This window comes from Telluria sp. AIW5 (genome assembly GCF_056680575.1).
In genome coordinates, this window is record NZ_CM155289.1 from 4,775,665 (window position 1) to 4,800,779 (window position 25,115).

Genomic DNA, 25,115 nt, shown 5'->3' on the forward strand with positions numbered 1-25,115 from the left:
AAATGGACTTTAGCATAAAAGCATTCGACACCAGGAACACCCTGACCGCAGCCAAAACCGGCTGTGTGGCAGTGGCGGTGTTCGAAAACAAAAAACTGTCGCAGGCTGCGAAAGCCCTCGATCAAACCGGCGAAATCACGGCGGCATTGAAGTCGGGCGATATCACCGCCAAGGCCGGTTCGACCCTGCTGCTGCGCGGCGTGGCCGGTGTAGCCGCACAGCGCGTGCTGCTGGTCGGGATGGGCGCGGACGAGGCGGTCAGCGAAAAGAATTTCATGACCGCGGTCGGCGCGACGCTCAAAGCCTTTGCGTCGCTGGGCGCGGCGGACGCCATTATCGCATTTCCAATGACGGAAGTGAAAGAGCGCACGCCTGAGTGGGCCACGCGCGCCATCGTCGTTGCCGCCACCGAGGGCGAATTCCGCACCGACGCGCAAAAGAGCAAGAAGGATCCCGTACTCACCGGCGTGCGCAAGATCACGCTGGCCCTGCCGCTGGCCGACGCCGCGGCCAAGGCCACGCTGGCGCAATCGGTCGCGATCGCCAACGGCATGAACCTGACCAAGGAACTGGGCAACCTGTCGCCGAACATCTGCACCCCGACCTATCTCGCCACCGTCGCCCGCAAGCTGGCCGACGACCATGGCTTCGAGATCGAAGTCCTCGAGCGCAAGCAGCTCGAAGCCCTGAAAATGGGCTCCTTCCTGTCGGTGGCAAAGGGCAGCGACGAAGCGCCGAAGTTCATCGTCCTGAAGCACATGGGCGGCAACAAGAAGGACGCGCCGGTGGTCCTGGTCGGCAAGGGCATCACCTTCGACACGGGCGGCATCTCGATCAAGCCGGGCCCCGGCATGGACGAAATGAAGTACGACATGTGCGGCGCCGGCTCGGTGCTGGGCACCTTCCAGGCGATCGGCGAGATGGGCCTGAAGCTGAACGTGATCGGCATCGTCGCCGCCTGCGAGAACATGCCGTCGGGTCGCGCGTCGAAGCCGGGCGACATCGTCACCGCCATGAACGGCCTGACCATCGAAATTTTGAATACCGACGCCGAAGGCCGCCTGATCCTGTGCGACGCCCTCACCTACGCCGAGCGCTTCAAGCCGGCCGCCGTGGTCGACATCGCCACGCTGACGGGCGCCTGCATCGTCTCGCTGGGCCACCACAACAGCGGCTTGTTCACGCGCCACGATGCCGCCCACGACGCCCTGGCCGACGAACTGATGGACGCCGGCAAGCAGACCGGCGACGGCGCCTGGCGCCTGCCGATCGGCGAGCAGTACAACGAGCAGCTGAAGTCGAATTTCGCCGACCTCGCCAACATCGGCACGCCAGGCGGCGCCTCGATCACGGCGGCTTGCTTCCTCGAGAACTTCACCCGCAACTACACCTGGGCGCACCTGGACATCGCGGGCACCGCGTGGAAGAGCGGCGCGGCAAAAGGGGCCACTGGCCGCCCGGTGCCGCTGCTGACGACCTTCCTGATGAACAGGGTGTAAAGCGCGGGTTTGAAACGGTCAGCCGAATTGAAAATGGGCCGCTGATGCGGCCCATTTTTTTTGCCTGGAACGGTCGTGCACGGTAGGGTGGGCATGCCCACGCGTCACCATCGGCATATGGCGCGGATGGCGACATCCGGGAATGGATGAACCGCAAGGAAGGTCGTTTCGTAACGCAACCGTCCGTAACGCGTGGGCATGCCCACCCTACGGTACGCCGAGAAATTTTATTTCAAACGCGCTACGACACCGGCGCGAAGCGCGGCACCATCAAGCCCTCGACCTCGATCAGTTCGAAGAACACCGACTTCGGCCGTGCCCAGATCGAGCCGTCGTGGGCACGGTAGATGATCATGGGCGTGAGATCGGCCTCGAGCGTGGCCTCGCAGACCAGCTCGTAGAGGCCGCCCTTGTAGTGACGGTACTGTATCAAGCGTGATCCTTCAGGCCTGCTCGGCCGTGGCCTTCTGCTTTTTCTTCAGGCTCTGGATGACCTTCAGCACGCCTTCGATGCCGGTGTCTTCATCCAGGTCGCTGAAGGCGTCGAGCACTTCGTTGAGCACGCGGTTGCGTACCGCTGCCTCGTCGGGCTGGACCGCTTTCGCGCCCTGCTCGGCCGCGGCAAACTTCGAGGGAGCGGCGTCCGCGGTCTTGGCGCCATGCGCCAGTGCGGCCTGCCAGATCACCCAGCGGCGCTGCGTTTCATAGACGAGGTATTCCTCCGGCTTGTCTTCACGACGGCGAACGATGTGGCCATCACGCTGGGCCCACGCTTCAAATGCACTGCGCATCTCTGTCCTTTTCATATGGGTACGGATATTCGCTATCGAAACAGCAATATTTCACCATAGTACCATTTCATCACTTAAAGCCTTGCACGAATGATTCTCAATCGTGCGGTGCCGTGATGCGGCCGACCAATTATCGACCAGCCGAGATACTACCTTGGGCGTTATATAAAAACAACCAGATATTACCTATCAGTAACAATAGGTGTGTCACATTTTAGCCGGTGATTGTTACATATTGCTAGGCCTAAATACCATCCGTGCGAAACGACAATATATTTTAAACCACAAACTTGTCGCCGGAGCACTGCGATTGCAATTTGGGCAAACCGATACAACGCTGCCGTTTTATCGGCGCGCGCTGTGGGAAAGATGCGGGAAAGTTGCATGAATCCCTTACAGCGTCGATACTGCGCGCAGTCGCGGCGGACGGTCCGCCGCGCTTCATCTACACGCGCCGACATGAAAATAGCAACCTGGAACGTCAATTCGCTGAAAGTACGCCTGCCCCACCTGCTGCGCTGGCTGGAAGCGAATCCAATTGATGTGCTCTGCCTCCAAGAGACAAAACTCACCGACGATAAGTTCCCGGTTGCGGAAATTAACGCGGCGGGTTATCAGGTCGCCTTTACCGGCCAGAAAACCTATAACGGTGTCGCCATCCTGTCGCGTTTCCCGATCCAGGACGTGGTCAGGAACAATCCGCGTTTCGAGGATGCGCAGCAGCGCATCATTGCGGCCACCATCGAAGGCGTGCGTTTCGTCTGCGCATATATCCCGAATGGCCAGGCGGTCGATTCGGATAAATACGTTTACAAGATGGCCTGGCTGGAGGCCCTGCACGAATGGCTGGGCGAGGAATTGCGCGCCCATCCGCAACTGGCTTTGCTGGGCGACTACAACATCGCCCCGGAAGACCGCGACGTGCACGATCCGGTCGAGTGGGAAGGCAAGATCCACTGCTCCGAGCGCGAGCGGGCGGCGATGACGGGGCTGGTCGGCCTGGGGCTGGCCGATTCGTTCCGGCTGTTCGAGCAGCCGGAGAAACAGTACAGCTGGTGGGATTACCGGATGATGGGCTTCCGCCGCAACCGGGGGCTGCGCATCGACCATATCTTGCTGTCGCCGGCGCTTGCCAAACGGTGTACGGCCTGTGTGATCGACAGGGAGCCGCGCAAGTGGGAGCAGCCGTCGGATCACACGCCGGTGATTGCGACCATCGATTGACGTAGGGTGGGCGCCGCCTGGTCGCCAACCAGCAAGGCCTGCGCCGCCCCGGCATCGAGCGCGCGCGCAAACAGCCAGCCCTGCACGTACTGGCAGCCGTACTCGCGCAGCAGCGCCAGCTGGGCCTCGGTCTCGACGCCCTCGGCCACGACCTGCAGCTGCAGGCTGTTCGCCAGCGCCATCACGGCCGCGACGATCGCGCGATCCTCGCCGCTCGACTCCAGCTCGCGAACGAAGGCGCGGTCGATCTTGATCTTCCTGACCGGGAAGCGCTTCAGGTAGGCCAGGCTCGAATACCCCGTGCCGAAGTCGTCGATCGACAGGCGCATGCCCATGCGGTTGATCTGGTCGAGGATCTCGAGCGTCTGCTCGCCGTGCTGCATCAGCGCGGTCTCGGTGATTTCGAACTCCACCAGCGCGGGATCGATGCCCGTCTCGTCGACGATGTTCTTGATGGACGCCACCAGCGAGCGGTGCATGAACTGGCGCGCCGACAGGTTGATCGCCAGGGGCACCGGCGCCAGGCCCGCGCGCTGCCAGGCCATGCTCTGTTCGCAGGCGCGCCGGATCACCCATTCGCCGACCGGCACGATCATGCCGTTCTCTTCCAGCGTCGGGATGAAGTCGTCCGGCAGCACAAGCCCAAGGTTTTCCTCATTGCCCGGCCGGCGCCAGCGCAGCAGCACTTCCAGCGCATGCACGCGGCCGGTGGCCATGTCCATGATCGGCTGGTAGAAGGGTTCGAACTCGCCGTTGGCGAGCGCGTGGCGCAGGTTCGATTCGAGCACGAAATGGCGCGATGCCGCGTCGTCGAGCCGCTCGTTGAAGAACTGGTAGTTGTTGCGCCCGGCCGCCTTGGCCTGGTACATCGCGGCGTCGGCATGGCGCATCAGGAGGTCGACGTCGCCGCCGTCGTCCGGATACAGGCAGATCCCGATCGAAGGCGAGATGTGCAGGCTGTGGCCCTCGAAGCGCACCGGCGCGCCCAGCACCTCGATGATCTTGTCGCCGACCTCGCTGCACTCCTCCCGCGTGCCGGCGCCCGGCACCAGCACCACGAATTCGTCGCCGCCCAGGCGCGCCACGGTGTCGCTGGCGCGCACCGCGTGGCACAGGCGGCTCGCCACTTCCTTCAGCAGGAAGTCGCCGGTCGCGTGGCCGAGCGAATCGTTGATGGTCTTGAAGCGGTCGAGGTCGAGGAACATCACGGCCAGGCGGGTGCCGGCGCGCTGCGCGGCGCGGATCGCCTGCTGCAGGCGGTCGGCCAGCAGCGCGCGGTTCGGCAGGCCCGTCAGGCTGTCGTGGTAGGCCATGTGCAGCACGCGCGCCTCGGCCTGGCGCCGTTCGACGATCTCGTCCTGCAGCAGCGCATTCGCGCCCGCCAGTTCGGCCGTGCGCGCGTGCACGCGCAGTTCGAGTTCGTCGCGCGCGCGGCGCACGGCGTCGGCTGCCTCGTGCTGCGCGGTGACGTCGTCGATCAGCCACAGGCTGCGCCCGCCCGGGTCGTCCAGGTCGAACGGACGGCCCGACAGGCGGCCCCAGAAGGTGGCGCCGTCGCGCCTGGCCAGCAGGCGCTCGCTCACGCTCACGCGCCCGGCGGCGAAGTCGCGCGCGGTGTCGAGGCGCGCCGCCTGCCAGGCTTCCACGTCGGGATACAGCGCACGGATCGCGACGCCGCCGATCGCGCCCGGTGCATAGCCGAACAGCTCTTCCATCTTGCGGTTGCCGTGCAGCGTGCGGCCGTTCTCGACGACCGCGATGCCGAGCACCGCAGTGTCGAAAATGGCCTGGTTTTCCTGCAGCGCCTCGCGCAGCGCCTGCTCGTCGCGCCGCTGGCGCGTGCGGTCCCCGGCGATCCACACGAAGCCGTGAGACAAATCGTCCGGATTGACCGGGTAGCCGATCACCTTGGCCCAGAGCGGGGTGCCGTCCTTCTTCCTGAGTTCAAGTTCGGACTCGAAGGTACGGCCCTGGGCGAACAGCGGATAGGCCGCGGCGACCAGGCGCTCGAAGGCGGCGGGACTCGGATGCAGGCGCTGCACCGGCAGGCCCTCGCATTCGCCTGGTCCGTAGCCGAACATCTCGAGGAAGCCCGTATTGGCGCGGCGCATGCTCCGTTCGTGCGTGAACATGACCGCCAGCGAGGCGTTGTTCATCAGCGCCTGCAGTTCGCGCCGCGCCTGGCGCGTTTCGCTCACGTCCTCGATGATCCAGATAGTGCCCGCTTCGCGCTGCCCCGCCACCACGGCGCTGGCGCGCACCCGTGCCCAGAAAAGCGAGCCGTCGCCGCGCCGGAACTGGCACTCGCTGTTTTCGTAGATCAGCCCTTGCGCCAGCGCGGCGAAGGCCTCGTCGCGGAAGGTCTGGTAGGCCTCGGGCGAAGCGAACATCTCGCCCGCGTCGCGGTCGGCCAGGTCGTCGACGCTGTAGCCCACCATCTGCGCCAGGCGCGCATTGCATTCCTTGAGCAGGCCGGGTTTGGTGAAGACGATGCCGACCGGCGCGTGGCCGAGGATCGCCTGCTGCTCGACCATCGTCTTCCTGAGCGCCTCCTGGCCGCGCTCGTAGGCGCTGACATCGGTGAAGACGAAGGTCGCGCCGCGCGCGCCGCAATCCGGCGGCAAAGGCTTTGATCTCACCTCGACGGCAAGCGCTTCGCCTGCGATGTCCAGCCTTCCGCGCCACTGCCGTTCGGCGCGCGCCGCCTTGCGCAGTTCGACCGCGGCCTGGCGCGCGGCGCGGCCGCTGAACAGGTCGAGCAGGGGCCGTCCAGCCGGCGATTCGCCCGCGAGTAGCGCCATCGCGGCGTTGGCGGCGATGACCATGCCCGAGGCGTCGCAGGCGCAGGCAGGTGCCGCGACCAGGTCCAGTGCCGCAGCGACGACTGCGGGTTTGCTCGTGATTCTGTCCATCCAGGCGGTCCCCTTGCGTGCGGCCTCCCTGGGGGCCGCTTGTTGTTGCACGATAATAAACCAGGGTGGATGGAATCTCTACCAGGTATTAACAAAAAAGCCCGACCGCTGCGCGCTGCAGGGGCCGGGCCGGTCGGCGGGGACGCGCCTTGTATTAGACGCCTTGCTTCATATGCCTTACTTCATGCAGTCGCCCGGCACGCGTACCCAGCCTTCCATCAGCACGCGCGCGCTGCGGCTCATCACGGCCTTGGTGACGCTCCACTCGCCCTTCACCTGCACCGCCTCCGCGCCGACGCGCAAGCTGCCCGACGGATGGCCGAAGCGCACCGCGTCCGGCTTGCCGCCGCCCGCCGCGATGTTGACCAGGGTGCCCGGAACGGCGGCCGCGGTGCCGATCGCCACCGCGGCCGTGCCCATCATCGCGTGGTGCAGTTTGCCCATCGAGAGCGCGCGCACGAGCAGGTCGATGTCGGTTGCCGCCACCTGCTTGCCGCTCGAGGAGGTGTAGTCCAGCGGACGCGCGACGAAGGCGACCTTCGGCGTGTGCTGGCGTCCTGCGGCCTCGCCCGTATCCTTGATCAGGCCCATGCGCACGGCGCCGTGGGCGCGGATGGTCTCGAACATGGCGAGCGCGCGCGGGTCGCCGTTGATCGCGTCCTGCAGTTCGGTGCCGGTATAGCCGACGTCCTCGGCATTGACGAAGATGGTCGGGATGCCGGCGTTGATCATCGTCGCCTTCAGGGTCCCGAGTCCCGGGACTTCGAGCTCGTCGACCAGGTTCCCGGTCGGGAACATCGAGCCGCCGGCGCCCTCTTCCTCGGCCGCGGGGTCCATGAATTCGAGCTGCACTTCGGCCGCGGGGAAGGTGACGCCGTCGAGTTCGAAGTCGCCGGTTTCCTGGACTTCGCCATTCGTCACAGGGACGTGGGCGATGATGGTTTTATTGATGTTGGCCTGCCAGATGCGCACCGTGGCCATGCCGTTTTGCGGCACGCGCCCTGGGTCGATGAGGCCCGCATTGATGGCGAAGGAGCCGACGGCCGAGGACAGGTTGCCGCAGTTGCCGCTCCAGTCCACGAAGGGCTTGTCGATCGAGACCTGGCCGAACAGGTAGTCGACGTCGTGGTCTTCGCGGGTGCTTTTCGAGACGATGACCGTCTTGCTGGTGCTCGAAGTGGCGCCGCCCATGCCGTCGATCTGCTTGCCGTAGGGGTCGGGGCTGCCGATGACGCGCAGCAGGAGCCTGTCGCGGGCCGGGCCGGGGGTTTGGGCGGCCTCGGGGAGGTCTTGCAGGCGGAAGAAGACGCCCTTGCTGGTGCCCCCTCGCATGTAGGTGGCAGGGATTTTGATTTGGGGGGTGTGTGGCATTTTTTCGTGGTCCTGTTTGACGGTGCGAGCGATCAGTTGACGTGCGTGGCCGGGCGTATGTGCGTACCGCGTGGGCTCGGGGCGCCCACCCTACAAGACCTTGCGGTAGGGTGGGCGCCCTGTGCCCACGCGGTTACGCACGTTGAACATCCCTTACGCCGCGACTTTCGAGGACGCCAGGAAGTCCTGCGCAAAACGCTGCAGCACGCCGCCGGCTTCATAAATCGACACCTCTTCGGCCGTGTCCAGACGGCAGATGACGGGCACCTCGACGCGCTGTCCATCGCGGCGGTTGACTACCAGCGTCAGCACCGCGCGCGGCGTGCGTTCGCCGATCACGTCATAGGTCTCGGTGCCGTCCAGGCCCAGCGTCAGGCGGTTCACGCCCGGCTGGAACTCCAGCGGCAGCACGCCCATGCCGACGAGATTGGTGCGGTGGATGCGCTCGAAGCCTTCGGCGGCGATCGCTTCCACGCCCGCCAGGCGCACGCCCTTGGCCGCCCAGTCGCGCGAGGAGCCCTGGCCGTAGTCGGCGCCGGCGATCACGATCAGCGGCTGCTTGCGCTCCATATAGGTCTCGATTGCTTCCCACATGCGCGTGACCTGCCCTTCCGGCTCGATGCGCGCCAGCGAACCGGCGCGGACAGTTCCGTCCGCATTGCGCACCATCTCGTTTTTCAGGGTCGGATTCGCGAAGGTCGCGCGCTGCGCCGTCAGGTGGTCACCGCGGTGGGTGGCATACGAATTAAAGTCTTCCTCCGGCAAGCCCATCTTGAACAGGTATTCGCCCGCGGCGCTGTCCATCATGATCGCATTCGACGGCGACAGGTGGTCGGTCGTGATGTTGTCGCCCAGGACCGCCAGCGCGCGCATGCCGCTCAAGCTGCGCGCGCCCGCCAGCGCGCCTTCCCAGTACGGCGGACGGCGGATATACGTGCTCATCTCGCGCCAGTCGTACAGCGGCGACACGGCTTCGCCATCGTCGGCGACCCGCGCGAACATCGGCGTATAGACCTTGCGGAACTGCTCGGGCTTCACGCTCTGCTCGACCACGGCATCGATCTCTTCGTCGCTTGGCCAGATATCGGCCAGCTTCACCGGATTGCCCTGGGCATCAAGCCCCAGCACGTCCTTCTCGATATCGAAGCGGATCGTGCCGGCGATGGCGTAGGCGATCACCAGCGGCGGCGAGGCCAGGAAGGCCTGCTTCGCGTACGGGTGGATGCGGCCGTCGAAATTGCGGTTGCCCGACAGGACGGCGGTCGCGTACAGGTCGCGTTCGATGATCTCCTGCTGGATGACCGGGTCGAGCGCGCCGCTCATGCCGTTACACGTGGTGCAGGCAAACGCGACGACGCCGAAGCCCAGCTTTTCGAGTTCCGGCATCAGGCCCGCTTCTTCAAGATAAAGCGAGACCGCTTTCGATCCCGGCGCCAGCGAGGACTTGACCCACGGCTTGCGCAGCAGCCCGAGCTTGTTGGCGTTACGCGCGATCAGGCCGGCGGCGATCATGTTGCGCGGGTTGTTAGTGTTGGTGCAGCTGGTGATCGCGGCGATGATGACGGCGCCATCGGGCATCCGCCCAGGCTCATTCTCGACCACGCCCGAGATGCCGCGCGCCGCCAGTTCCGAAGTCGGCACGCGCTTGTGCGGATTCGACGGGCCGGCGATGTTGCGCACCACGCTCGAGAGGTCGAACCGTAATACGCGCTCGTAGTCGACGTTCGTCAGCGTATCGGCCCAGAGGCCCGTTTCCTTCGCGTACAGCTCGACCAGCGCCACCTGCTCGTCTTCGCGGCCGGTGAGTTTCAGGTACTTGATGGTCTGCTCGTCGATGTAGAACATCGCGGCCGTGGCGCCGAATTCGGGCGCCATGTTCGAGATCGTCGCGCGGTCGCCCAGGGTCAGGTTCGACGCACCCTCGCCGTAGAACTCGAGGTAGGTGGAGACCACTTTCGACGCGCGCAGGAATTCGGTCAGCGCCAGCACGACGTCGGTCGCGGTGATGCCCGGCTGCGGCTTGCCGGTCAGCTCGACGCCGACGATGTCCGGCAGGCGCATGTAGGAAGCGCGCCCGAGCATGACGCTTTCCGCTTCCAGGCCGCCGACGCCGATGGCGATCACGCCGAGCGCGTCGACCATCGGGGTGTGCGAGTCGGTGCCGACCAGGGTGTCCGGGAAGGCCACGCCATCCTTCACCTGCACGACAGGCGACATGCGCTCGAGGTTAATCTGGTGCAGGATGCCGTTCCCCGGCGGGATCACGTCGACGTTCTGGAAAGCCTTCTTGGTCCAGTCGATGAAGTGGAAACGGTCTTCGTTGCGGCGGTCCTCGATGGCGCGGTTCTTCGCGAACGCATCGGGATCGAAGCCGCCGCACTCGACGGCCAGCGAGTGGTCCACCACGAGCTGGGTCGGCACCACCGGATTGACGAGCGCCGGATTGCCGCCCTCTTGCGCGATGGCGTCGCGCAGGCCGGCCAGGTCGACCAGGGCCGTCTGGCCCAGGATGTCGTGGCAGACGACGCGCGCCGGGAACCACGGGAAGTCGAGGTCGCGCTTGCGTTCGATGAGCTGCTTCAGGGAGGGCACCAGCGCCATCGGCTCGCAGCGGCGCACGAGGTTCTCGGCCAGCACGCGCGAGGTGTAGGGCAGCTTGTCCCAGGCGCCCGCTTCGATGCTGTCGACGGCATCGCGCGCGTCGAAATAATGCAAATTCGTGCCGTGCAGGGGTTTGCGGTATGCGTTGTTCATGACGGTGTTAAAGCCTAATTAGTTACCAGTAATAGTTGTCGGTGCTGCTTGGCGTAATACTGCCCGTCTTGCAGCAAGGCGTCCGGCTCGAGGCCGAACTGGCGGAAGCCGAAGCGCTCGTACAGCCCTTCCGCGGCCGTGTTGCCGTCGTGGACGGTGAGCGTGATCTGGCGGATGAAGCCGAGCGAACGCGCAAAGTCGACCAGGTGCGCAACCAGCGCGGCACCGGTGCCGCGCCGCTGCCGCCCGGGATCGACGACCAACGCGTTCAGGCTGGCCGAGTGACGAATCTTGATGCCCTCCTGCGTGCGCAGGCAGATGGCGCCCACGAGTTCCTCGCCATCGAAAGCGCCGAACCAGTACTCGCCCTCCTTTGCCAGCCGCGCTTCGGCCCAGCACAGGGGCTGGGCCAGCGCTTCCTCGACGGCCGGGCGAAAGGCATGCGGAAAGGCGTGCAGGCCGGCCAGGCGTAGCGCACGGTACTGCGCGGCATCGGCCGAGCCGAGCCGGCGTACGGTGAACGCGGCGCCTGGCGAGGAAGTCATCGGGTGCGCTCAGGTGCGCTCAGGTGCGCTCACTGAGCGGCACGAACTGCAGGTCTTCCGGACCGACGTAGTTCGCGCTCGGGCGGATGATCTTGTTGTCGATGCGCTGCTCGATGATGTGCGCGGCCCAGCCGGAAGTACGCGAGATGACGAACAGCGGCGTGAACATCGCCGTCGGCACGCCCATCATGTGGTACGACACGGCCGAGAACCAGTCCAGGTTCGGGAACATCTTCTTGACTTCCCACATCACGGACTCGAGACGCTCGGCGATGTCGAACATCTTCATCGAACCCGCCGACTGCGACAGCGAACGTGCGACTTCCTTGATCACGACGTTGCGCGGATCGCTGATCGTGTAGACCGGATGGCCGAAGCCGATCACGACTTCCTTGTTCGCCACGCGATTGCGGATGTCGGCTTCGGCTTCATCGGCGTTTTCGTAGCGCTTCTGGACTTCGAATGCAGCTTCGTTGGCGCCGCCGTGCTTCGGACCGCGCAGCGCGCCGATGGCGCCCGTAATGGCCGAGTGCATGTCGGAACCGGTACCGGCGATGACGCGCGCGGTAAAGGTCGAGGCGTTGAATTCGTGCTCGGCATACAGGATGAGCGAGGTGTGCATCGCGCGCACCCACTCTTCCGATGGCGTCGTCCCGTGCAGCAGGTGCAGGAAGTGGCCGCCGATCGAGTCGTCGTCGGTTTCCGTTTCGATGCGCTTGCCGTTATGGCTGTAGTGGTACCAGTACAGCAGCATCGAACCGAAGGAAGCCATCAGGCGGTCCGCGATGTCGCGCGCGCCGGCGGTGCCATGGTCGTCCTTTTCCGGCAGCGCGCAGCCCAGCGCCGAAACGCCGGTACGCATCACGTCCATCGGGTGGCTGCCGGCCGGCAGCGCTTCCAGCGCCAGCTTCACCGCTTGCGGCAGGCCGCGCAGCATTTTCAGCTTGGCCTTGTAGCCCTTCAGCTCGGCCGCGGTCGGGAGTTTGCCGTGCACCAGCAGGTAGGCGATTTCTTCGAATTCGCAGGAAGTGGCGACGTCCAGGATGTCGTAGCCGCGATAGTGCAGGTCGTTGCCGGATTTGCCGACCGAGCAGAGGGCCGTGTTACCGGCGGCGACACCCGACAGGGCGACGGATTTTTTTGGTTTGAATGCTGGGGCTTGTTCAGTCATCGTGATCTCCAATTCTGGTGTCTTATTTCTTCTGTGCGGCGAACAGGGCGTCGAGCTTCTGCTCGAAGTCGTGGTAATTGATGCGGTCGTACAGTTCGGCGCGGGTCTGCATGGTGTCGACCACGGCCTGCTGGCTACCGTCGCGGCGAATCGCAGTGTAGACGTTTTCGGCTGCCTTGTTCATGGCGCGGAAGGCCGACAGCGGGTACAGCACCAGGCCGACATCGGCCGTCTTGAGTTCCTCGACCGTGAACAGCGGGGTGGAACCGAACTCGGTGATATTGGCCAGGACCGGCACGCCGACCGCCTTGGCGAAACGCGAATACATGGCGAGGTCGGTCATCGCTTCCGGGAAGATCATGTCGGCGCCGGCCTCGACGCAGGCCACTGCCCGTTCGATGGCGGCGTCGATGCCTTCCACGGCCAGCGCATCGGTGCGCGCCATGATGACGAAATTCTCGTCGGTGCGGGCGTCGACGGCGGCCTTGATGCGGTCGACCATTTCCTGCTTCGAGACGATCTCCTTGCCCGGACGGTGGCCGCAGCGCTTGGCGCCGACCTGGTCTTCGATGTGCATCGCGGCGGCGCCGAACTTGATCATCGATTTCACGGTGCGCGCGACGTTGAAGGCGGACGAGCCGAAGCCGGTGTCGACGTCGACCAGCAGCGGCAGGTCGCAGACGTCGGTGATGCGGCGCACGTCGGTCAGCACGTCGTCCAGGTTCGAGATGCCGAGGTCAGGCAGGCCGAGCGAACCGGCGGCGACACCGCCACCCGACAGGTAGATGGCCTTGAAGCCGGCGCGCTTGGCCAGCAGCGCGTGGTTGGCATTGATGGCGCCGACGACTTGCAGCGGGGATTCTTCTTGGACGGCTTTGCGGAACGCGGCGCCTGCGGATTGGATCATGGGGTCTCCTGGTGAATCGATTGAGTATGCGCTTTCTTTCGCAAAGAACGTGCCAGCGTCTGCCCAAGTGTTCGACCGCCGGAAAACCACATCGTTTCAAGCACTTGGCTCATCATTGACGAGGCCGAAATCCGCGCCGGTGTTTCACGAGGCGTTTCATAATGAAACAGACGAAACAAGGTTGCAGTAAAATTGCAACATGCGCCCCCTCTCGCCCGCCCCGCAAGACCTCGACAAACCGGTGATCTGGACCGTCTCCGTATCGCGCCTGTCCGACCTGTTCCGCGACATCACGCTCGAGTACGACCACCTGGCCACGATCGAGCCGATCGACCTCGGCTTCGACGAAGCCGCCCGCCATATCCGCGAACGGATGGCCAACGAACGCTGCGACGTGGTCATCGCCGCCGGCTCGAACGGCGCCTATCTGAAAGGCCGGGTCTCGGCGCCGGTGATCGTCGCCAAGGCCAGCGGCTACGACGTGATGGGCGCGCTGGTGCGGGCGCGCAAGGTCTCGACGCGGATCGGCGTGATCAGCTACCAGCAACCACTGCCGGAACTGGCCGAGTTCAGCGCCACCTTCGGCCTGACGGTTGCCCAGCGCAGCTATGTCACGCGCGAGGATGCACGCAGCACGATGGACGAGATGAAGGCGGCCGGCATCGAGGTCATCGTCGGCGCGGGCATGATCACGGACCTGGCCGAGGAAGCGGGATTGACCGGCATCCTGTTGTATTCGGCCGGCTCGATCCGCCAGGCCTTCGACGATGCGCTGGAGCTGGCGCGCCTGACGCAGCTGGAAGCGAACCGCATCCGGCGCGGCCCGGTCAACGAATCGCGGCGCACGCGGCGTGGGCTGAACGACCTGCGCGGCGAGTCCGATGCGATGGAACGCCTGCGCCAGACGGTGGTGCTGTACGCGCGCTCGCCGGCCACCGTGCTGATCCAGGGCGAGACCGGCAGCGGCAAGGAACTCGTCGCCCAGGCGATCCACCGCGAAGGGCCGCGCAGCCTGGGCGCGAACCGCCCCTTTGTCGCGGTCAATTGCGGGGCGATCGCCGAGTCGCTGCTGGAATCGGAACTCTTCGGCCACGAGGAAGGCGCGTTTACGGGAGCGCGCCGCGGCGGCCATGCGGGCCTGTTCGAGGCGGCCAACCGCGGCACCCTGTTCCTGGACGAGATCGGCGAGATGCCCCTGGCCCTGCAAACGCGGCTGCTACGGGTGCTGGAAGAGCGCGAGGTGATGCGGGTCGGCGGCACGCGGCCGGTACCGATCGATGTGCGCGTGGTCAGCGCCACCCACTGCGACCTGGAAGCGCGGGTGCGCGAAGGACGGTTTCGGGCCGACCTGTTCTACCGGCTGGCGGTGCTGCGCCTGGCCCTGCCGCCATTGCGGGCGCGCGTGGCGGACATCGTCCCGCTGGCCGAATGGTCGCTCAAGCAGTCGCTGGCCGCGCTCGGCGCGAAGCCGCATCCGAATTTGCATGCCGAGGTCCAGGCTTGCGCGCCGCTGTTGACGAGCTATGCCTGGCCGGGGAATGTGCGCGAATTGCGCAACCTGATGGAGCGGCTTGCCCTGTTCCTGGCGGCGGAACCGCTGCAGGCCCTGAGCCCGACATTCTTGCTGGGGATCGCACCCGAGCTGGGCGCGCCCGGCGCAGCCGTGCCCGATGCGCCGGCGCCGGCCACGCCGGCAATGGGGGAAAGCATCGCCGAGGTCATGGCCCGCTTCGGCGGCCAGCGCGACGCCGCCGCGCGCCACCTCGGCATCAGCCGCACGACCTTGTGGCGGCGGCTGCGCGCCGGGACCTGAGCAAGGCCCAGGTCAGCGCACGCAAGTCACGTAGGCCTTGTTCTCTTTCGGGAAGGCGTTCGATGCGCCACTCGCCAGGTTGACCGCGAAGTGGCTGTCGGCCGTGCTGCCGGCGGTGGCCGTCCAGGCGTCGCCAGCCGCCCAGCCCTGCCCCTCCAGCATGCCTGACCTGCTCAGGGCCGCCAGCTCGAACTGTCCCGGCAGCTTCCAGCCGGTCGCCCCCTGGATCTTCGTGTTCTTGCAGTACGCGTCGGCCTGTGCCCAGGTGAGCGCGACGGTCGCGGGCATCCAGGTCGCGCCCTCATGTGTGACGTAGCCGGCCGTGTTCGGGGGAGCCACGCACTGGCCATTCTCACGCACCAGGGGCGCGGTGCAGACACGCTCCTTGACCGTCAGCACGGTGCTGGTCGAGGTCGGGTTGTAGCTGCCCAGTTCCCCTTGCTGCGCCGTGATCGTGCTTTTGCCGGCCACGTGGACGGTCACCATATTGCCCTCGATCGTGGCCACCTTCGGGTCGCTGCTGGTGAAACTGAAGGCGGCGGGACTCCTCGAGGAAGGCGCCTTCAGTTCGAAAGGGGCATCGCCTTCGGTCGCGCTGATGGCGGGGAATTCGCCGAGCTTGACGCCGTCGTTGCTGCCGCAAGCGGTCAGCAGGAACAGTGCACAGGTCGTGACAAGGGCAAGCAGTCGTTTGGAGGTCATGGATGTGCAGGAGGAAAATGATGCTTCACTATAACGTTTTTTCTAAAACAATTGATAAGTAATTAGCCACGCAGGGGCGCTGGTCCGAGCCCTTTACCCGCTTCGAGCAGCGCGGGCCATGCTAGCTCCCCGCCCCATCCACACGCCTGATTAATCGCATATCCACTGCGCGCCGATCCGCCGTACCATGTCTTTTTTATCATGGCAGGGCACCCATCTGCGCCCTCTTCTTCCGCGTCTTTTCCGAGCTTACGGCGCCCACAAGGCGCTTCTCTGGAGGCACTATGCAAGGCAGTACGCAAAATACGCCCCAAGCGGCAACTCAGGCAGCTATATTTTCCCTGATCGGCAACACCCCGCTGGTGCAAGTGACCCGCATGGACACCGGTCCCTGCCAGTTATTCCTGAAACTGGAATCGCAAAACCCCGGCGGCTCGATCAAGGACCGCATCGGCCGCGCCATGATCGAGCAGGCCGAACTCGACGGCAGCCTGCAGCCCGGCGGCACCGTGGTCGAAGCCACGGCCGGCAATACCGGCCTGGGCCTGGCGCTGGTCGCCCGCATCAAGGGTTACCGGGTCGTGCTGGTCGTGCCCGACAAGATGGCGGCCGAAAAGATCCTGCACCTGAAAGCCCTGGGCGCCGAGATCCACCTGACCCGCTCCGACGTCGGCAAGGGCCACCCCGAGTATTACCAGGACGTCGCCGCCCGGCTGGCGCGCGAGATCCCGGGCGCCTGGTTCGCCGACCAGTTCAATAATCCGGCCAACCCGCGCGCCCACGAAACCACGACCGGCCCGGAGCTGTGGGAGCAGGCCAATCACGAACTCGATGCGATCGTCGTCGGCGTCGGCTCGGGCGGCACCCTGACCGGCCTGTCGAATTATTTCGCGCGCGTCCAGCCCGCGCTCGAGTTCGTGCTGGCCGACCCGAAGGGTTCGATCCTGGCCGACTACATCCATACCGGGCACCTGGCGAAGGAGGCCGGCTCCTGGGCGGTGGAAGGCATCGGCGAAGACTTCATTCCCGGCATCGCCGACCTGTCGCGCGTGAAGAGCGCCTATACGATCACCGACGAAGAAAGCTTCGGTACGGCGCGCGCCCTGTTGCAGCAAGAAGGCCTGCTGGCCGGCTCCTCGACCGGCACCCTGCTGGCCGCGGCGCTCAAATACTGCCGCGCCCAGACCCGCCCGAAACGCGTCGCCACCTTCGTGTGCGACACCGGCACCCGCTATCTCACCAAGGTCTACAGCGACGGCTGGATGGTCGACCAGGGCCTGCTGCAGCGCCCGCGGCTGGGCGACCTGCGCGACCTGGTCGGGCGCCGTTTCGACGCCGGCGAAGTCGTCACCGTGGGACCAAACGACACCCTGCTCACGGCCTTCAGCCGCATGCGTTCGAGCGACCTGGCCCAGCTGCCGGTGATCGACCAGGGGCAGCTGGTCGGCATCATCGACGAGTCCGACCTCCTGATGCACGTGACCGTGGAAGCCGCGCACTTCAAGTCGCCGGTTTCCAGGACCATGACGGTGCAGCTGCAGACGCTGCTGCCCTCGGCCGGCATGGCCCAGCTGCGCGCCATCCTCGACCGCGGCCTGACCGCCGTCATTGCCGACGGCGAGCGCTTCTACGGCCTGATCACCCGATTCGACCTCCTCAACCACCTGCGCAGGACCTTATCGTGAACTCATCCGCTCATTATCCTCCCCTTAAACTCCATCTCGCCACCCGCGTCATCCACGGCGGCCAGTCGCCCGAGCCGGCGACCGGCGCCGTGATGCCGCCGGTCTTCCTCACCTCGACGTTTGCCCAGGAGAGCCCGGGCGTGCACAAGGGGCTCGATTACGGCCGCTCGCACAACCCGACGCGCTGGGCGCTCGAGCGCTGCGTGGCCGACATCGAGTCCGGCAGCGCCGCCTTCGCTTTTGCCTCCGGCCTGGCGGCCATCTCGGCGGTGCTGGAACTGCTGCCCGCCGGCTCCCACATCGTCGCCGGCGACGACATGTACGGCGGCACCTACCGCCTGTTCGAACGCGTGCGCCGCAAGAGCGCAGGCCACCGGTTCAGTTATGTGAACCTGGCCGAACCGGAAGCGCTGGCTGCCGCACTCACGCCTGACACGCGCCTGGTCTGGGTCGAGACGCCGACCAACCCGATGCTGAAACTGGCCGACCTGGCAGCCATCGCGACGCTGTGCCGCGCGCGCGGCATCATCACCGTCTGCGACAACACCTTCGCCAGCCCGATCAACCAGCGCCCGCTGGAACTGGGCATCGACATCGTCGTGCACTCGACCACCAAGTACATGAACGGCCACTCGGACGTGATCGGCGGCGTGGCGGTGGTGGGCGATGCGCCGCACCACGCCGAGTTGCGCGAGGGGCTGGGCTTCATCCAGAACGCGGTGGGCGCGATCCAGGGGCCGTTCGACAGCTTCCTGGTGCTCCGCGGGATCAAGACCCTGGCCTTGCGGGTCGAGCGCAGCAATGCGAACGCCATGGCGCTGGCGCAGTGGCTCGAGCGCGAGCCCAAGGTACGGAAAGTGTTTTACCCGGGGCTGGAGACGCACCCGCAGCATGCACTGGCGCGGCGCCAGATGAGCGGTTTTGGCGGCATCGTCTCGATCAAGCTGGAATCCGACCTCGCGGGTGCGCGGCGCTTTCTAGAGGCATGCAGGGTGTTCACGCTGGCCGAGAGCCTGGGTGGCGTCGAGAGCCTGATCGAACATCCGGCGCTGATGACCCATGCGACGATTCCGGCGGCGCAGCGCGCGGAACTGGGGATCAGCGATACGCTGATCCGGCTGTCGGTGGGGATCGAGCATGTGGAGGACCAGCGTGCGGATTTGCGGCGCGCGCTCGACCAGGTCTAGTGCAGCCGCGGCGAGGCCTGCGCGGCGCAAGCTGATTCAGGCCGCTGCGGGCAGACGCGGCATGTCCAGCTGCCGGCGTACCTGGAAGGTGCCGACCAGCTTCGACAAGGCCGCTGCCTGTTCGCGCATCGAGGCGGCCGCAGCGGCCGCTTCTTCGACCATCGCCGCGTTCTGCTGGGTCGACAGATCGATCTCGGCGATCGCCTGTCCTACCCTGGCCACGCCCTGCGCCTGCTGTTCGCTGGCGCCGTGGATCGCACCGAGAATCGCCGCGACCTCGTGCACCTTGCCGAGTACGGCGCGCATCGTGTCGCCGGCCCCGTGGGCGATGCCGGTGCCCGCCTCGATCTCGCCGGCCGACGCCTGAAGCAGCATCTTGATTTCCTTCGCCGCCCCGGCCGAATGCTGGGCCAGGCTGCGCACTTCGGCCGCGACGACAGCAAAGCCGCGCCCTTCGGCGCCCGCGCGCGCCGCTTCCACGGCCGCGTTCAATGCGAGGATATTCGTCTGGAAGGCGATGCTGTCGATCATCCCCGTGATGTGGACAATCCTGTCCGCCGAGGTCCTGATCGCGCCCATGCGCTGCACCAGTTGGGCTACGGCCGCGGCGCCCTCCCCGGCGACCTGCGAGGCCGACTGCGCCAGCAGGTTGGCCTCGCGCGCGCTGCTGTTGTTGCTGGCGATGGCATCGGTCAGCGCCTCCATGGCGACAACGGTCTGGCGCAGGGCGCCGGCCTGGCGCTCGGTGCGCTGCGACAGGTCCTGGTTGCCTTCGGCGATCTCGCCGGATGCGGCATCGATTCCGTGCGCGCCGCGCAGCACTTCGGTGACGGTGGCCGACACCCCGTCCGTCATGCCGTTCAGGGCCTCGAACAGCCGGCCGATCTCGTCGAAACGATCGTGGCGGATGAGCGGGCGCAGGTCGCCGCGCGCCACGTCTTCGGCCAGGGTCACGGCTTGCTGGAGCGGGACCACGATGCTGCGCGTGAGGATCCAGCCGAGCAGGCCGCCCGCCGCCAGCGCGGCCGCGCCGAGTGCGAGCAGCAGCCTGCGGCTGAAGGCGGAGGCGCCGGCCGAGTCGGCGGCCAGTGCACGTGCCTGGCGCGCCTGGTGCTGCAGCAGCGCTTCGAGGCTGGCGCTGTAGCGTACGAAGGCCGGTTCCAGCGACCGGACCAGCAGGTCCTCGGCTTCCTGGGTGCGCCCCAGGTCCTTGGCGGTGAAGACGGCTTGCGTCGCGTCGGCAAAGACCGTCTTGTGTTCGGCCATTGCCCGCAGCATGCGCTGCTCCGCCTGCGAGGCCGGCAGCGCGCGCATGGCCTTGTCGATGACGGCCACGCGCCCTTCTCCCTCCTGCAGCTGCGCCTTGTACAGGTCGGCCAGCTCCAGGCTGTCGCTGCGCGCCACCGACATGACGCGCAGGCCGTTCAGGCGCGCCACGCCGAGCAGGTCGGACGCCAGCTGCTGCTTCACCAGCTTGTCGTTCACGAGATCACGCGTGATGGCGTCCGCGGCGGCCATGCGCCAGAGGGCAACGAAGGTGATGAGGACGATGAGGAGGGAGACGATGCAAAAGGAACCGAGGATGCGGGTGCCGGTCTGGAGTTTGGCGAGGGACATGCGGATCACGGTGGGTGGAGGTGGCCGCAGTGTAGGTAGGGAATGTGACAACATCATGAACGGGTGCTCGTCGATCGCGGTGAGCGTGAATGCGCTTGTGATCGGATGGCCGGGACGCGTGGGCACGAGTGCCCACCCTACGGTGCACAACGGTCTCGACTGGTTCATGCGGCAGTGGCGTATCGTAGGGTGGGCACTCGTGCCCACGCGGACGGGGCCGATGCGCAATCGATAGACCACCGGCACGCCCGTAATGTACGACGGCATGGACGAAAAAAAACCGCGCACCCGGCGCGGTTTTGGGTGAGCTACAAAGCTTACTCGATCTCGACCGTCTCGGCCGGAGCCGGCGGTGGCAATGCGTCGCCTTCCGGGAACTCGAGCGTGACATCGTCCTTCTCGTTCAGGTCGACCGTCACGCGCCCACCGTTGACCAGGCGGCCGAACAGCAGCTCGTCGGCCAGCGCCTTGCGGATCATGTCCTGGATCAGGCGCGACATCGGACGCGCACCCATCTGCGGATCGAAACCCTTCGAGGCGAGGAACTTGCGCAGCTTCTCGGTGAAGATGGCTTCCACCTTCTTCTCGTGCAGCTGCTCTTCCAGCTGCATCAGGAACTTGTCCACGACGCGCAGGATGATTTCCTCGTCCAGCGCGCGGAAGCTGATGGTCGCGTCGAGGCGGTTGCGGAACTCCGGCGTGAACATGCGCTTGATGTCGGCCAGTTCGTCGCCGGCCGCCTTCGAGTCGACAAAGCCCACCGAACGCTTGGTCAGGCTCTCGGCGCCCGCGTTCGTGGTCATGATGATGATCACGTTGCGGAAGTCGGCCTTGCGTCCGTTGTTGTCGGTCAGCGTGCCATGGTCCATCACCTGCAGCAGGATATTGAAAATGTCCGGGTGGGCCTTTTCAATCTCGTCCAGCAGCAGCACCGCGTGCGGCTTCTTGGTGATGGCTTCCGTCAGCAAGCCGCCCTGGTCGAAGCCGACATAGCCCGGCGGCGCACCGATCAGGCGCGACACGGCGTGGCGCTCCATGTACTCCGACATGTCGAAGCGGATCAGCTCGATGCCGAGGATGAAGGCCAGCTGCTTAGCGACTTCGGTCTTGCCGACGCCGGTCGGACCCGAGAACAGGAAGGAGCCGATCGGCTTGTCCTGCTTGCCGAGACCGGCACGCGCCATCTTGATGGCGGACGCCAGCGCGTCGATCGCAGGGTCCTGGCCGAAGACGACGTTGCGCAAATCGCGGTCGATCGTCTGCAGCTTGCTGCGGTCGTCCTGGTTGACCGTTTGCGGTGGAATGCGCGCGATCTTGGCGATGATTTCCTCGATCTCGGCTTTACCAATCGTTTTCTTCTGCTTCGACTTCGGCAGGATGCGCTGGGCTGCCCCGGCTTCGTCGATGACGTCGATCGCCTTGTCAGGCAGGTGACGGTCGTTGATGAAGCGCGCCGCCAGTTCCGCCGCGGTGGAGAGCGCCGACGACGAATACTTCACGCCGTGGTGCTCTTCGAAGCGCGACTTCAGGCCACGCAGGATCTGCACGGTCTGCTCGACCGACGGCTCGTTGACGTCCACTTTCTGGAAGCGGCGGCTCAAAGCATGGTCCTTCTCGAACACGCCGCGGAATTCCGTGAACGTGGTCGCGCCGATGCACTTGAGCTGGCCGTTGGCGAGCGCAGGCTTCAGCAGGTTCGATGCGTCGAGCGTGCCGCCCGAAGCCGAACCGGCGCCGATGATCGTGTGGATCTCGTCGATGAACAGGATGCCGTTCGGCGTGTCCTTCAATTGCTTGAGGACGGCCTTCAGGCGCTGCTCGAAGTCGCCGCGGTATTTGGTGCCGGCCAGCAGCGCACCCATGTCGAGCGAGAACACGACGGCGTTCTGCAGGATCTCGGGCACTTCTTCCTGGACGATGCGCCATGCCAGGCCCTCGGCGATGGCGGTCTTGCCGACACCAGCCTCGCCCACCAGCAGCGGATTGTTCTTGCGGCGGCGGCACAGGATCTGGATGACGCGGTCGACTTCTTCCTCGCGCCCGATCAGCGGATCGATCTTGCCGTCGGCGGCAGCCTTGTTCAGGTTCTGCGTGAACTGGTCGAGCGGGCTCTCCTTCGTCGCGCCCTCGACCTGCGCCTCTTCCACGCCTTCCGACGCCTTCTGGCTGTCGATCTGCTGGTCCTTGCGCACGCCGTGCGAGATGAAGTTGACCACGTCGAGACGCGTCACGCCCTGCTGGTGCAGGTAGTAAACAGCGTGCGAGTCCTTCTCGCCGAAGATCGCGACCAGCACGTTGGCGCCGGTCACTTCCTTCTTGCCGTTCGAGGCCGACTGGACGTGCATGATCGCGCGCTGGATCACGCGCTGGAAGCCGAGCGTCGGCTGGGTGTCGACCTCGCCCGTGCCGGGCACGGTCGGGGTGTTGTCACCGATGAAATTGGTCAGGGTCTTGCGCAGGTCATCGATATTGACCGCGCATGCACGCAGGACTTCAGCGGCCGAGGGATTGTCGAGGAGCGCAAGCAGCAGGTGCTCCACGGTAATGAACTCGTGCCGTGCCTGTCGAGCTTCGACAAAGGCCATGTGTAGGGATACTTCAAGTTCCTGCGCAATCATACTTCCTCCATCACGCACTGCAGGGGATGCCCCGCCTTGCGTGCATGCGTTAAGACAAACTCCACTTTGGTACACGCTATATCTTTGGAAAACACCCCGCACACTCCTTTACCATGACGGTGTACGGAAAGCATGATCTGCGTCGCCGTCTCGCGATCCTTGTTGAAGTACTCCTGAATGATTGCCACCACAAATTCCATCGGTGTGTAGTCATCATTCAGCAACGCCACCTGATACAGGGGCGGTGGTTTTACGACTTGCCGCTCCAGCAGCTGTTCGGTATCGTGCTTGGTTGCCATGGGCGTATTCTAAAGCGTTCCAGGATGATGCAAAGCGTAAATATCATTCAGTGTGGTCAGATCAATGCGATCGGATCACGGCGACCGGCTCACTTCGACTCGCCTTCATCTTACTTGTTTTCCGTTGAAAGCGCAGATGGCGTCCCGATTGCAGAAATCAAGGGGCAGCTTCATTGGACGTATGCATGGCGTATGAAAAAATTAACAACAGTCGCATCAAAGGGCTTGACTTCAAAATCCAGTGCATCAACAATGCAACTGTTGACATGTACTTATGTACTTGTTGATAAGAAGTGAGCAGGCTGAGGAGGGGGCAAGAAGCTTCTTGCTTTTATGGCTCGTGTGATTTGTTTATATTTGAAAGTTCTTTTATGGCAACTGGTACTGTTAAGTGGTTCAATGATTCCAAAGGCTTTGGCTTCATCACTCCAGATGACGGCGGCGAGGATCTGTTCGCGCATTTCTCCGCAATCAACATGAACGGTTTTAAGACCCTCAAAGAAGGTCAGAAAGTCCAATTCGAAGTCACGCAAGGCCCTAAAGGCAAGCAAGCTTCCAACATCCAGGGCATGTAATACATCCCCAGGAAGCGAGAAACCCCGCCACACGCGGGGTTTTTTTTCGCCTATCCAGAATACATACGCCCTGCCCGGCATTGCATCTGCTTACTGCATCTGCTCGATCATGACCTCGCCGAAGCCCGAGCATGATACCTGGGTCGCCCCTTCCATCAGTCGCGCGAAATCATACGTGACGCGTTTCGAGGTGATCGCCTTTTCCATCGAGGAGATGATGAGGTCGGCCGCCTCGGTCCAGCCCATGTGGCGCAGCATCATTTCCGCCGACAGGATGAGCGAGCCCGGGTTCACGTAATCCTTGCCCGCATACTTGGGCGCGGTGCCGTGGGTGGCTTCGAACATCGCCACCGAATCCGACATGTTGGCGCCCGGCGCGATGCCGATCCCGCCGACCTGGGCCGCGAGCGCATCCGAGATGTAGTCGCCGTTCAGGTTCAGCGTCGCGATCACGCTGTACTCGGCCGGACGCAGCAGGATCTGCTGCAGGAAGGCGTCGGCGATCGAATCCTTGATGATGATGTCGCGCCCCGTCTTCGGGTTTTTCAGCCTGCACCACGGGCCGCCGTCGATGGGCGCTGCGCCGAATTCGGTTTGCGCCAGCGCATAAGCCCAGTCGCGGAAACCGCCTTCGGTGTACTTCATGATATTGCCCTTGTGGACAACCGTCACCGATGGCTTGTCGTGGTCGATCGCATACTGGATCGCCTTGCGCACCAGGCGCTCGGTGCCTTCGCGCGACACGGGCTTGATGCCGATGCCCGAGGTTTCCGGGAAGCGAATTTTCCTGACGCCCATCTCCCTCGTGAGGAAATCGATCATCTTCTTCGCCCCTTCCGACTCCGCCGCCCATTCGATGCCGGCATAGATGTCTTCCGAGTTCTCGCGGAAGATGACCATGTCGGTCTTCTCCGGCTGCTTCAGCGGCGAGGGCACGCCCTTGAAATAGCGCACCGGGCGCAGGCAGACGTAGAGGTCGAGTTCCTGGCGCAGCGCGACGTTGAGCGAACGGATGCCGCCGCCGACGGGCGTCGTCAGCGGCCCCTTGATCGAGACCACGTAATCCTTGACCACGTCGAGGGTCTCGGGCGGCAGCCAGACGTCGGGACCATAGATGCTGGTCGACTTCTCACCGGCAAAGATTTCCATCCAGCTGATCTTGCGCCGGCCGCCATAGGCCTTTGCCACTGCCGCATCGACCACCTTGAGCATGACGGGCGTAATATCCAGGCCGGTGCCGTCGCCTTCGATATAGGGGATGATCGGATTGTCCGGTACGGTGAGCGAGAAATCGGGATTGACCGTGATTTTCTGGCCCTCGGCCGGTACATTAATATGTTGGTACATCGTGTTCTCCCAGGTGGCCGCAGGACTGCGGCGAAGCGTGGCATACGCTCTGCATTACAATAGCGGCGATCGATGACCAGCCGCGCAGTCCTCTATAA

The 25,115-nt window shown here is 64.8% G+C and carries 19 protein-coding genes; 6 read left to right on the forward strand and 13 right to left on the reverse strand.

Features of this window, described 5'->3' with window-relative positions; all coding sequences use genetic code 11:
* Nucleotides 1–2: 2 nt before the first annotated feature.
* Nucleotides 3–1,499: a leucyl aminopeptidase gene (locus tag AC1MEM_RS21150; RefSeq protein WP_499473895.1), complete on the forward strand. Its 1,497-nt coding sequence runs from the start codon at nucleotides 3–5 to the stop codon at nucleotides 1,497–1,499.
* A gap of 241 nt (nucleotides 1,500–1,740) precedes the next feature.
* Here the strand turns inward: AC1MEM_RS21150 and AC1MEM_RS21155 are convergent, their stop codons facing one another.
* The gene (locus tag AC1MEM_RS21155; RefSeq protein WP_499477723.1) at nucleotides 1,741–1,929 is read right to left on the reverse strand and encodes a DUF1653 domain-containing protein; all 189 of its coding nucleotides are present in this window, start codon (nucleotides 1,927–1,929) and stop codon (nucleotides 1,741–1,743) included.
* Between the two features lie 13 nt (nucleotides 1,930–1,942).
* Nucleotides 1,943–2,290, reverse strand: a complete 348-nt coding sequence (locus AC1MEM_RS21160) for a phiTE_015 family protein (protein WP_499473897.1) — start codon at nucleotides 2,288–2,290, stop codon at nucleotides 1,943–1,945.
* Between the two features lie 459 nt (nucleotides 2,291–2,749).
* Here AC1MEM_RS21160 and xth point away from each other — a divergent pair, with 459 nt between their 5' ends.
* Nucleotides 2,750–3,514 carry an exodeoxyribonuclease III gene (gene xth, locus AC1MEM_RS21165; protein WP_499473899.1) on the forward strand — a complete coding sequence of 255 codons (765 nt, stop codon included), beginning with the start codon at nucleotides 2,750–2,752 and terminating at the stop codon, nucleotides 3,512–3,514.
* On the opposite strand, the gene AC1MEM_RS21170 is transcribed toward xth, so the two are convergent.
* The 6 genes from AC1MEM_RS21170 to prpB form a co-directional block, all read right to left on the reverse strand.
* Nucleotides 3,484–6,426: a sensor domain-containing protein gene (locus AC1MEM_RS21170; protein WP_499473901.1), complete on the reverse strand. Its 2,943-nt coding sequence runs from the start codon at nucleotides 6,424–6,426 to the stop codon at nucleotides 3,484–3,486. The two genes, xth and AC1MEM_RS21170, sit on opposite strands and share 31 nt — an antisense overlap.
* Before the next feature lie 177 nt (nucleotides 6,427–6,603).
* Nucleotides 6,604–7,797 (reverse strand): 2-methylaconitate cis-trans isomerase PrpF, encoded by a 1,194-nt coding sequence (gene prpF, locus AC1MEM_RS21175; RefSeq protein ID WP_499473903.1) that lies wholly within the window; start codon nucleotides 7,795–7,797, stop codon nucleotides 6,604–6,606.
* Nucleotides 7,798–7,950: 153 nt separating this feature from the next.
* Complete coding sequence (gene acnD / locus AC1MEM_RS21180) at nucleotides 7,951–10,551, reverse strand: Fe/S-dependent 2-methylisocitrate dehydratase AcnD (RefSeq protein WP_499473905.1); 2,601 nt, start codon at nucleotides 10,549–10,551, stop codon at nucleotides 7,951–7,953.
* 14 nt (nucleotides 10,552–10,565) lie between these two features.
* Nucleotides 10,566–11,096, reverse strand: coding sequence for a GNAT family N-acetyltransferase (locus AC1MEM_RS21185; RefSeq protein ID WP_499473907.1), 531 nt, complete (start codon nucleotides 11,094–11,096; stop codon nucleotides 10,566–10,568).
* Nucleotides 11,097–11,115: 19 nt separating this feature from the next.
* Nucleotides 11,116–12,267, reverse strand: coding sequence for a bifunctional 2-methylcitrate synthase/citrate synthase (gene prpC, locus AC1MEM_RS21190; RefSeq protein WP_499473909.1), 1,152 nt, complete (start codon nucleotides 12,265–12,267; stop codon nucleotides 11,116–11,118).
* Nucleotides 12,268–12,289: 22 nt separating this feature from the next.
* Nucleotides 12,290–13,174 carry a methylisocitrate lyase gene (gene prpB, locus AC1MEM_RS21195; RefSeq protein WP_499473911.1) on the reverse strand — a complete coding sequence of 295 codons (885 nt, stop codon included), beginning with the start codon at nucleotides 13,172–13,174 and terminating at the stop codon, nucleotides 12,290–12,292.
* Nucleotides 13,175–13,373: 199 nt separating this feature from the next.
* Here prpB and prpR point away from each other — a divergent pair, with 199 nt between their 5' ends.
* Complete coding sequence (prpR, locus tag AC1MEM_RS21200) at nucleotides 13,374–14,987, forward strand: propionate catabolism operon regulatory protein PrpR (RefSeq protein WP_499473913.1); 1,614 nt, start codon at nucleotides 13,374–13,376, stop codon at nucleotides 14,985–14,987.
* 12 nt (nucleotides 14,988–14,999) lie between these two features.
* On the opposite strand, the gene AC1MEM_RS21205 is transcribed toward prpR, so the two are convergent.
* Nucleotides 15,000–15,689 (reverse strand): Lcl domain-containing protein, encoded by a 690-nt coding sequence (locus tag AC1MEM_RS21205; protein ID WP_499473914.1) that lies wholly within the window; start codon nucleotides 15,687–15,689, stop codon nucleotides 15,000–15,002.
* 284 nt (nucleotides 15,690–15,973) lie between these two features.
* Between AC1MEM_RS21205 and AC1MEM_RS21210 the strand changes: the two genes are divergently transcribed.
* Together AC1MEM_RS21210 and AC1MEM_RS21215 are read left to right on the forward strand one after the other, a co-directional pair.
* Nucleotides 15,974–17,374 carry a pyridoxal-phosphate dependent enzyme gene (locus AC1MEM_RS21210; RefSeq protein WP_499473916.1) on the forward strand — a complete coding sequence of 467 codons (1,401 nt, stop codon included), beginning with the start codon at nucleotides 15,974–15,976 and terminating at the stop codon, nucleotides 17,372–17,374.
* Nucleotides 17,368–18,561 carry a trans-sulfuration enzyme family protein gene (locus tag AC1MEM_RS21215; RefSeq protein WP_499477725.1) on the forward strand — a complete coding sequence of 398 codons (1,194 nt, stop codon included), beginning with the start codon at nucleotides 17,368–17,370 and terminating at the stop codon, nucleotides 18,559–18,561. The genes AC1MEM_RS21210 and AC1MEM_RS21215 overlap by 7 nt, the downstream gene beginning before the upstream one ends.
* Nucleotides 18,562–18,597: 36 nt before the next feature.
* On the opposite strand, the gene AC1MEM_RS21220 is transcribed toward AC1MEM_RS21215, so the two are convergent.
* From AC1MEM_RS21220 to clpS, 3 genes are all read right to left on the reverse strand, one after another.
* Nucleotides 18,598–20,178 (reverse strand): methyl-accepting chemotaxis protein, encoded by a 1,581-nt coding sequence (locus AC1MEM_RS21220; protein WP_499473918.1) that lies wholly within the window; start codon nucleotides 20,176–20,178, stop codon nucleotides 18,598–18,600.
* Between the two features lie 317 nt (nucleotides 20,179–20,495).
* The gene (clpA, locus tag AC1MEM_RS21225; RefSeq protein ID WP_499473920.1) at nucleotides 20,496–22,796 is read right to left on the reverse strand and encodes an ATP-dependent Clp protease ATP-binding subunit ClpA; all 2,301 of its coding nucleotides are present in this window, start codon (nucleotides 22,794–22,796) and stop codon (nucleotides 20,496–20,498) included.
* Nucleotides 22,793–23,095, reverse strand: coding sequence for an ATP-dependent Clp protease adapter ClpS (gene clpS / locus AC1MEM_RS21230; RefSeq protein ID WP_056339252.1), 303 nt, complete (start codon nucleotides 23,093–23,095; stop codon nucleotides 22,793–22,795). Before clpS ends, clpA begins: the two co-directional genes overlap by 4 nt.
* Before the next feature lie 371 nt (nucleotides 23,096–23,466).
* Here clpS and cspE point away from each other — a divergent pair, with 371 nt between their 5' ends.
* Nucleotides 23,467–23,670, forward strand: a complete 204-nt coding sequence (gene cspE, locus AC1MEM_RS21235; RefSeq protein ID WP_020653506.1) for a transcription antiterminator/RNA stability regulator CspE — start codon at nucleotides 23,467–23,469, stop codon at nucleotides 23,668–23,670.
* A 90-nt stretch (nucleotides 23,671–23,760) separates the two neighbouring features.
* Here the strand turns inward: cspE and icd are convergent, their stop codons facing one another.
* Nucleotides 23,761–25,017 (reverse strand): NADP-dependent isocitrate dehydrogenase, encoded by a 1,257-nt coding sequence (gene icd, locus AC1MEM_RS21240; RefSeq protein ID WP_499473922.1) that lies wholly within the window; start codon nucleotides 25,015–25,017, stop codon nucleotides 23,761–23,763.
* Nucleotides 25,018–25,115: the final 98 nt, after the last annotated feature.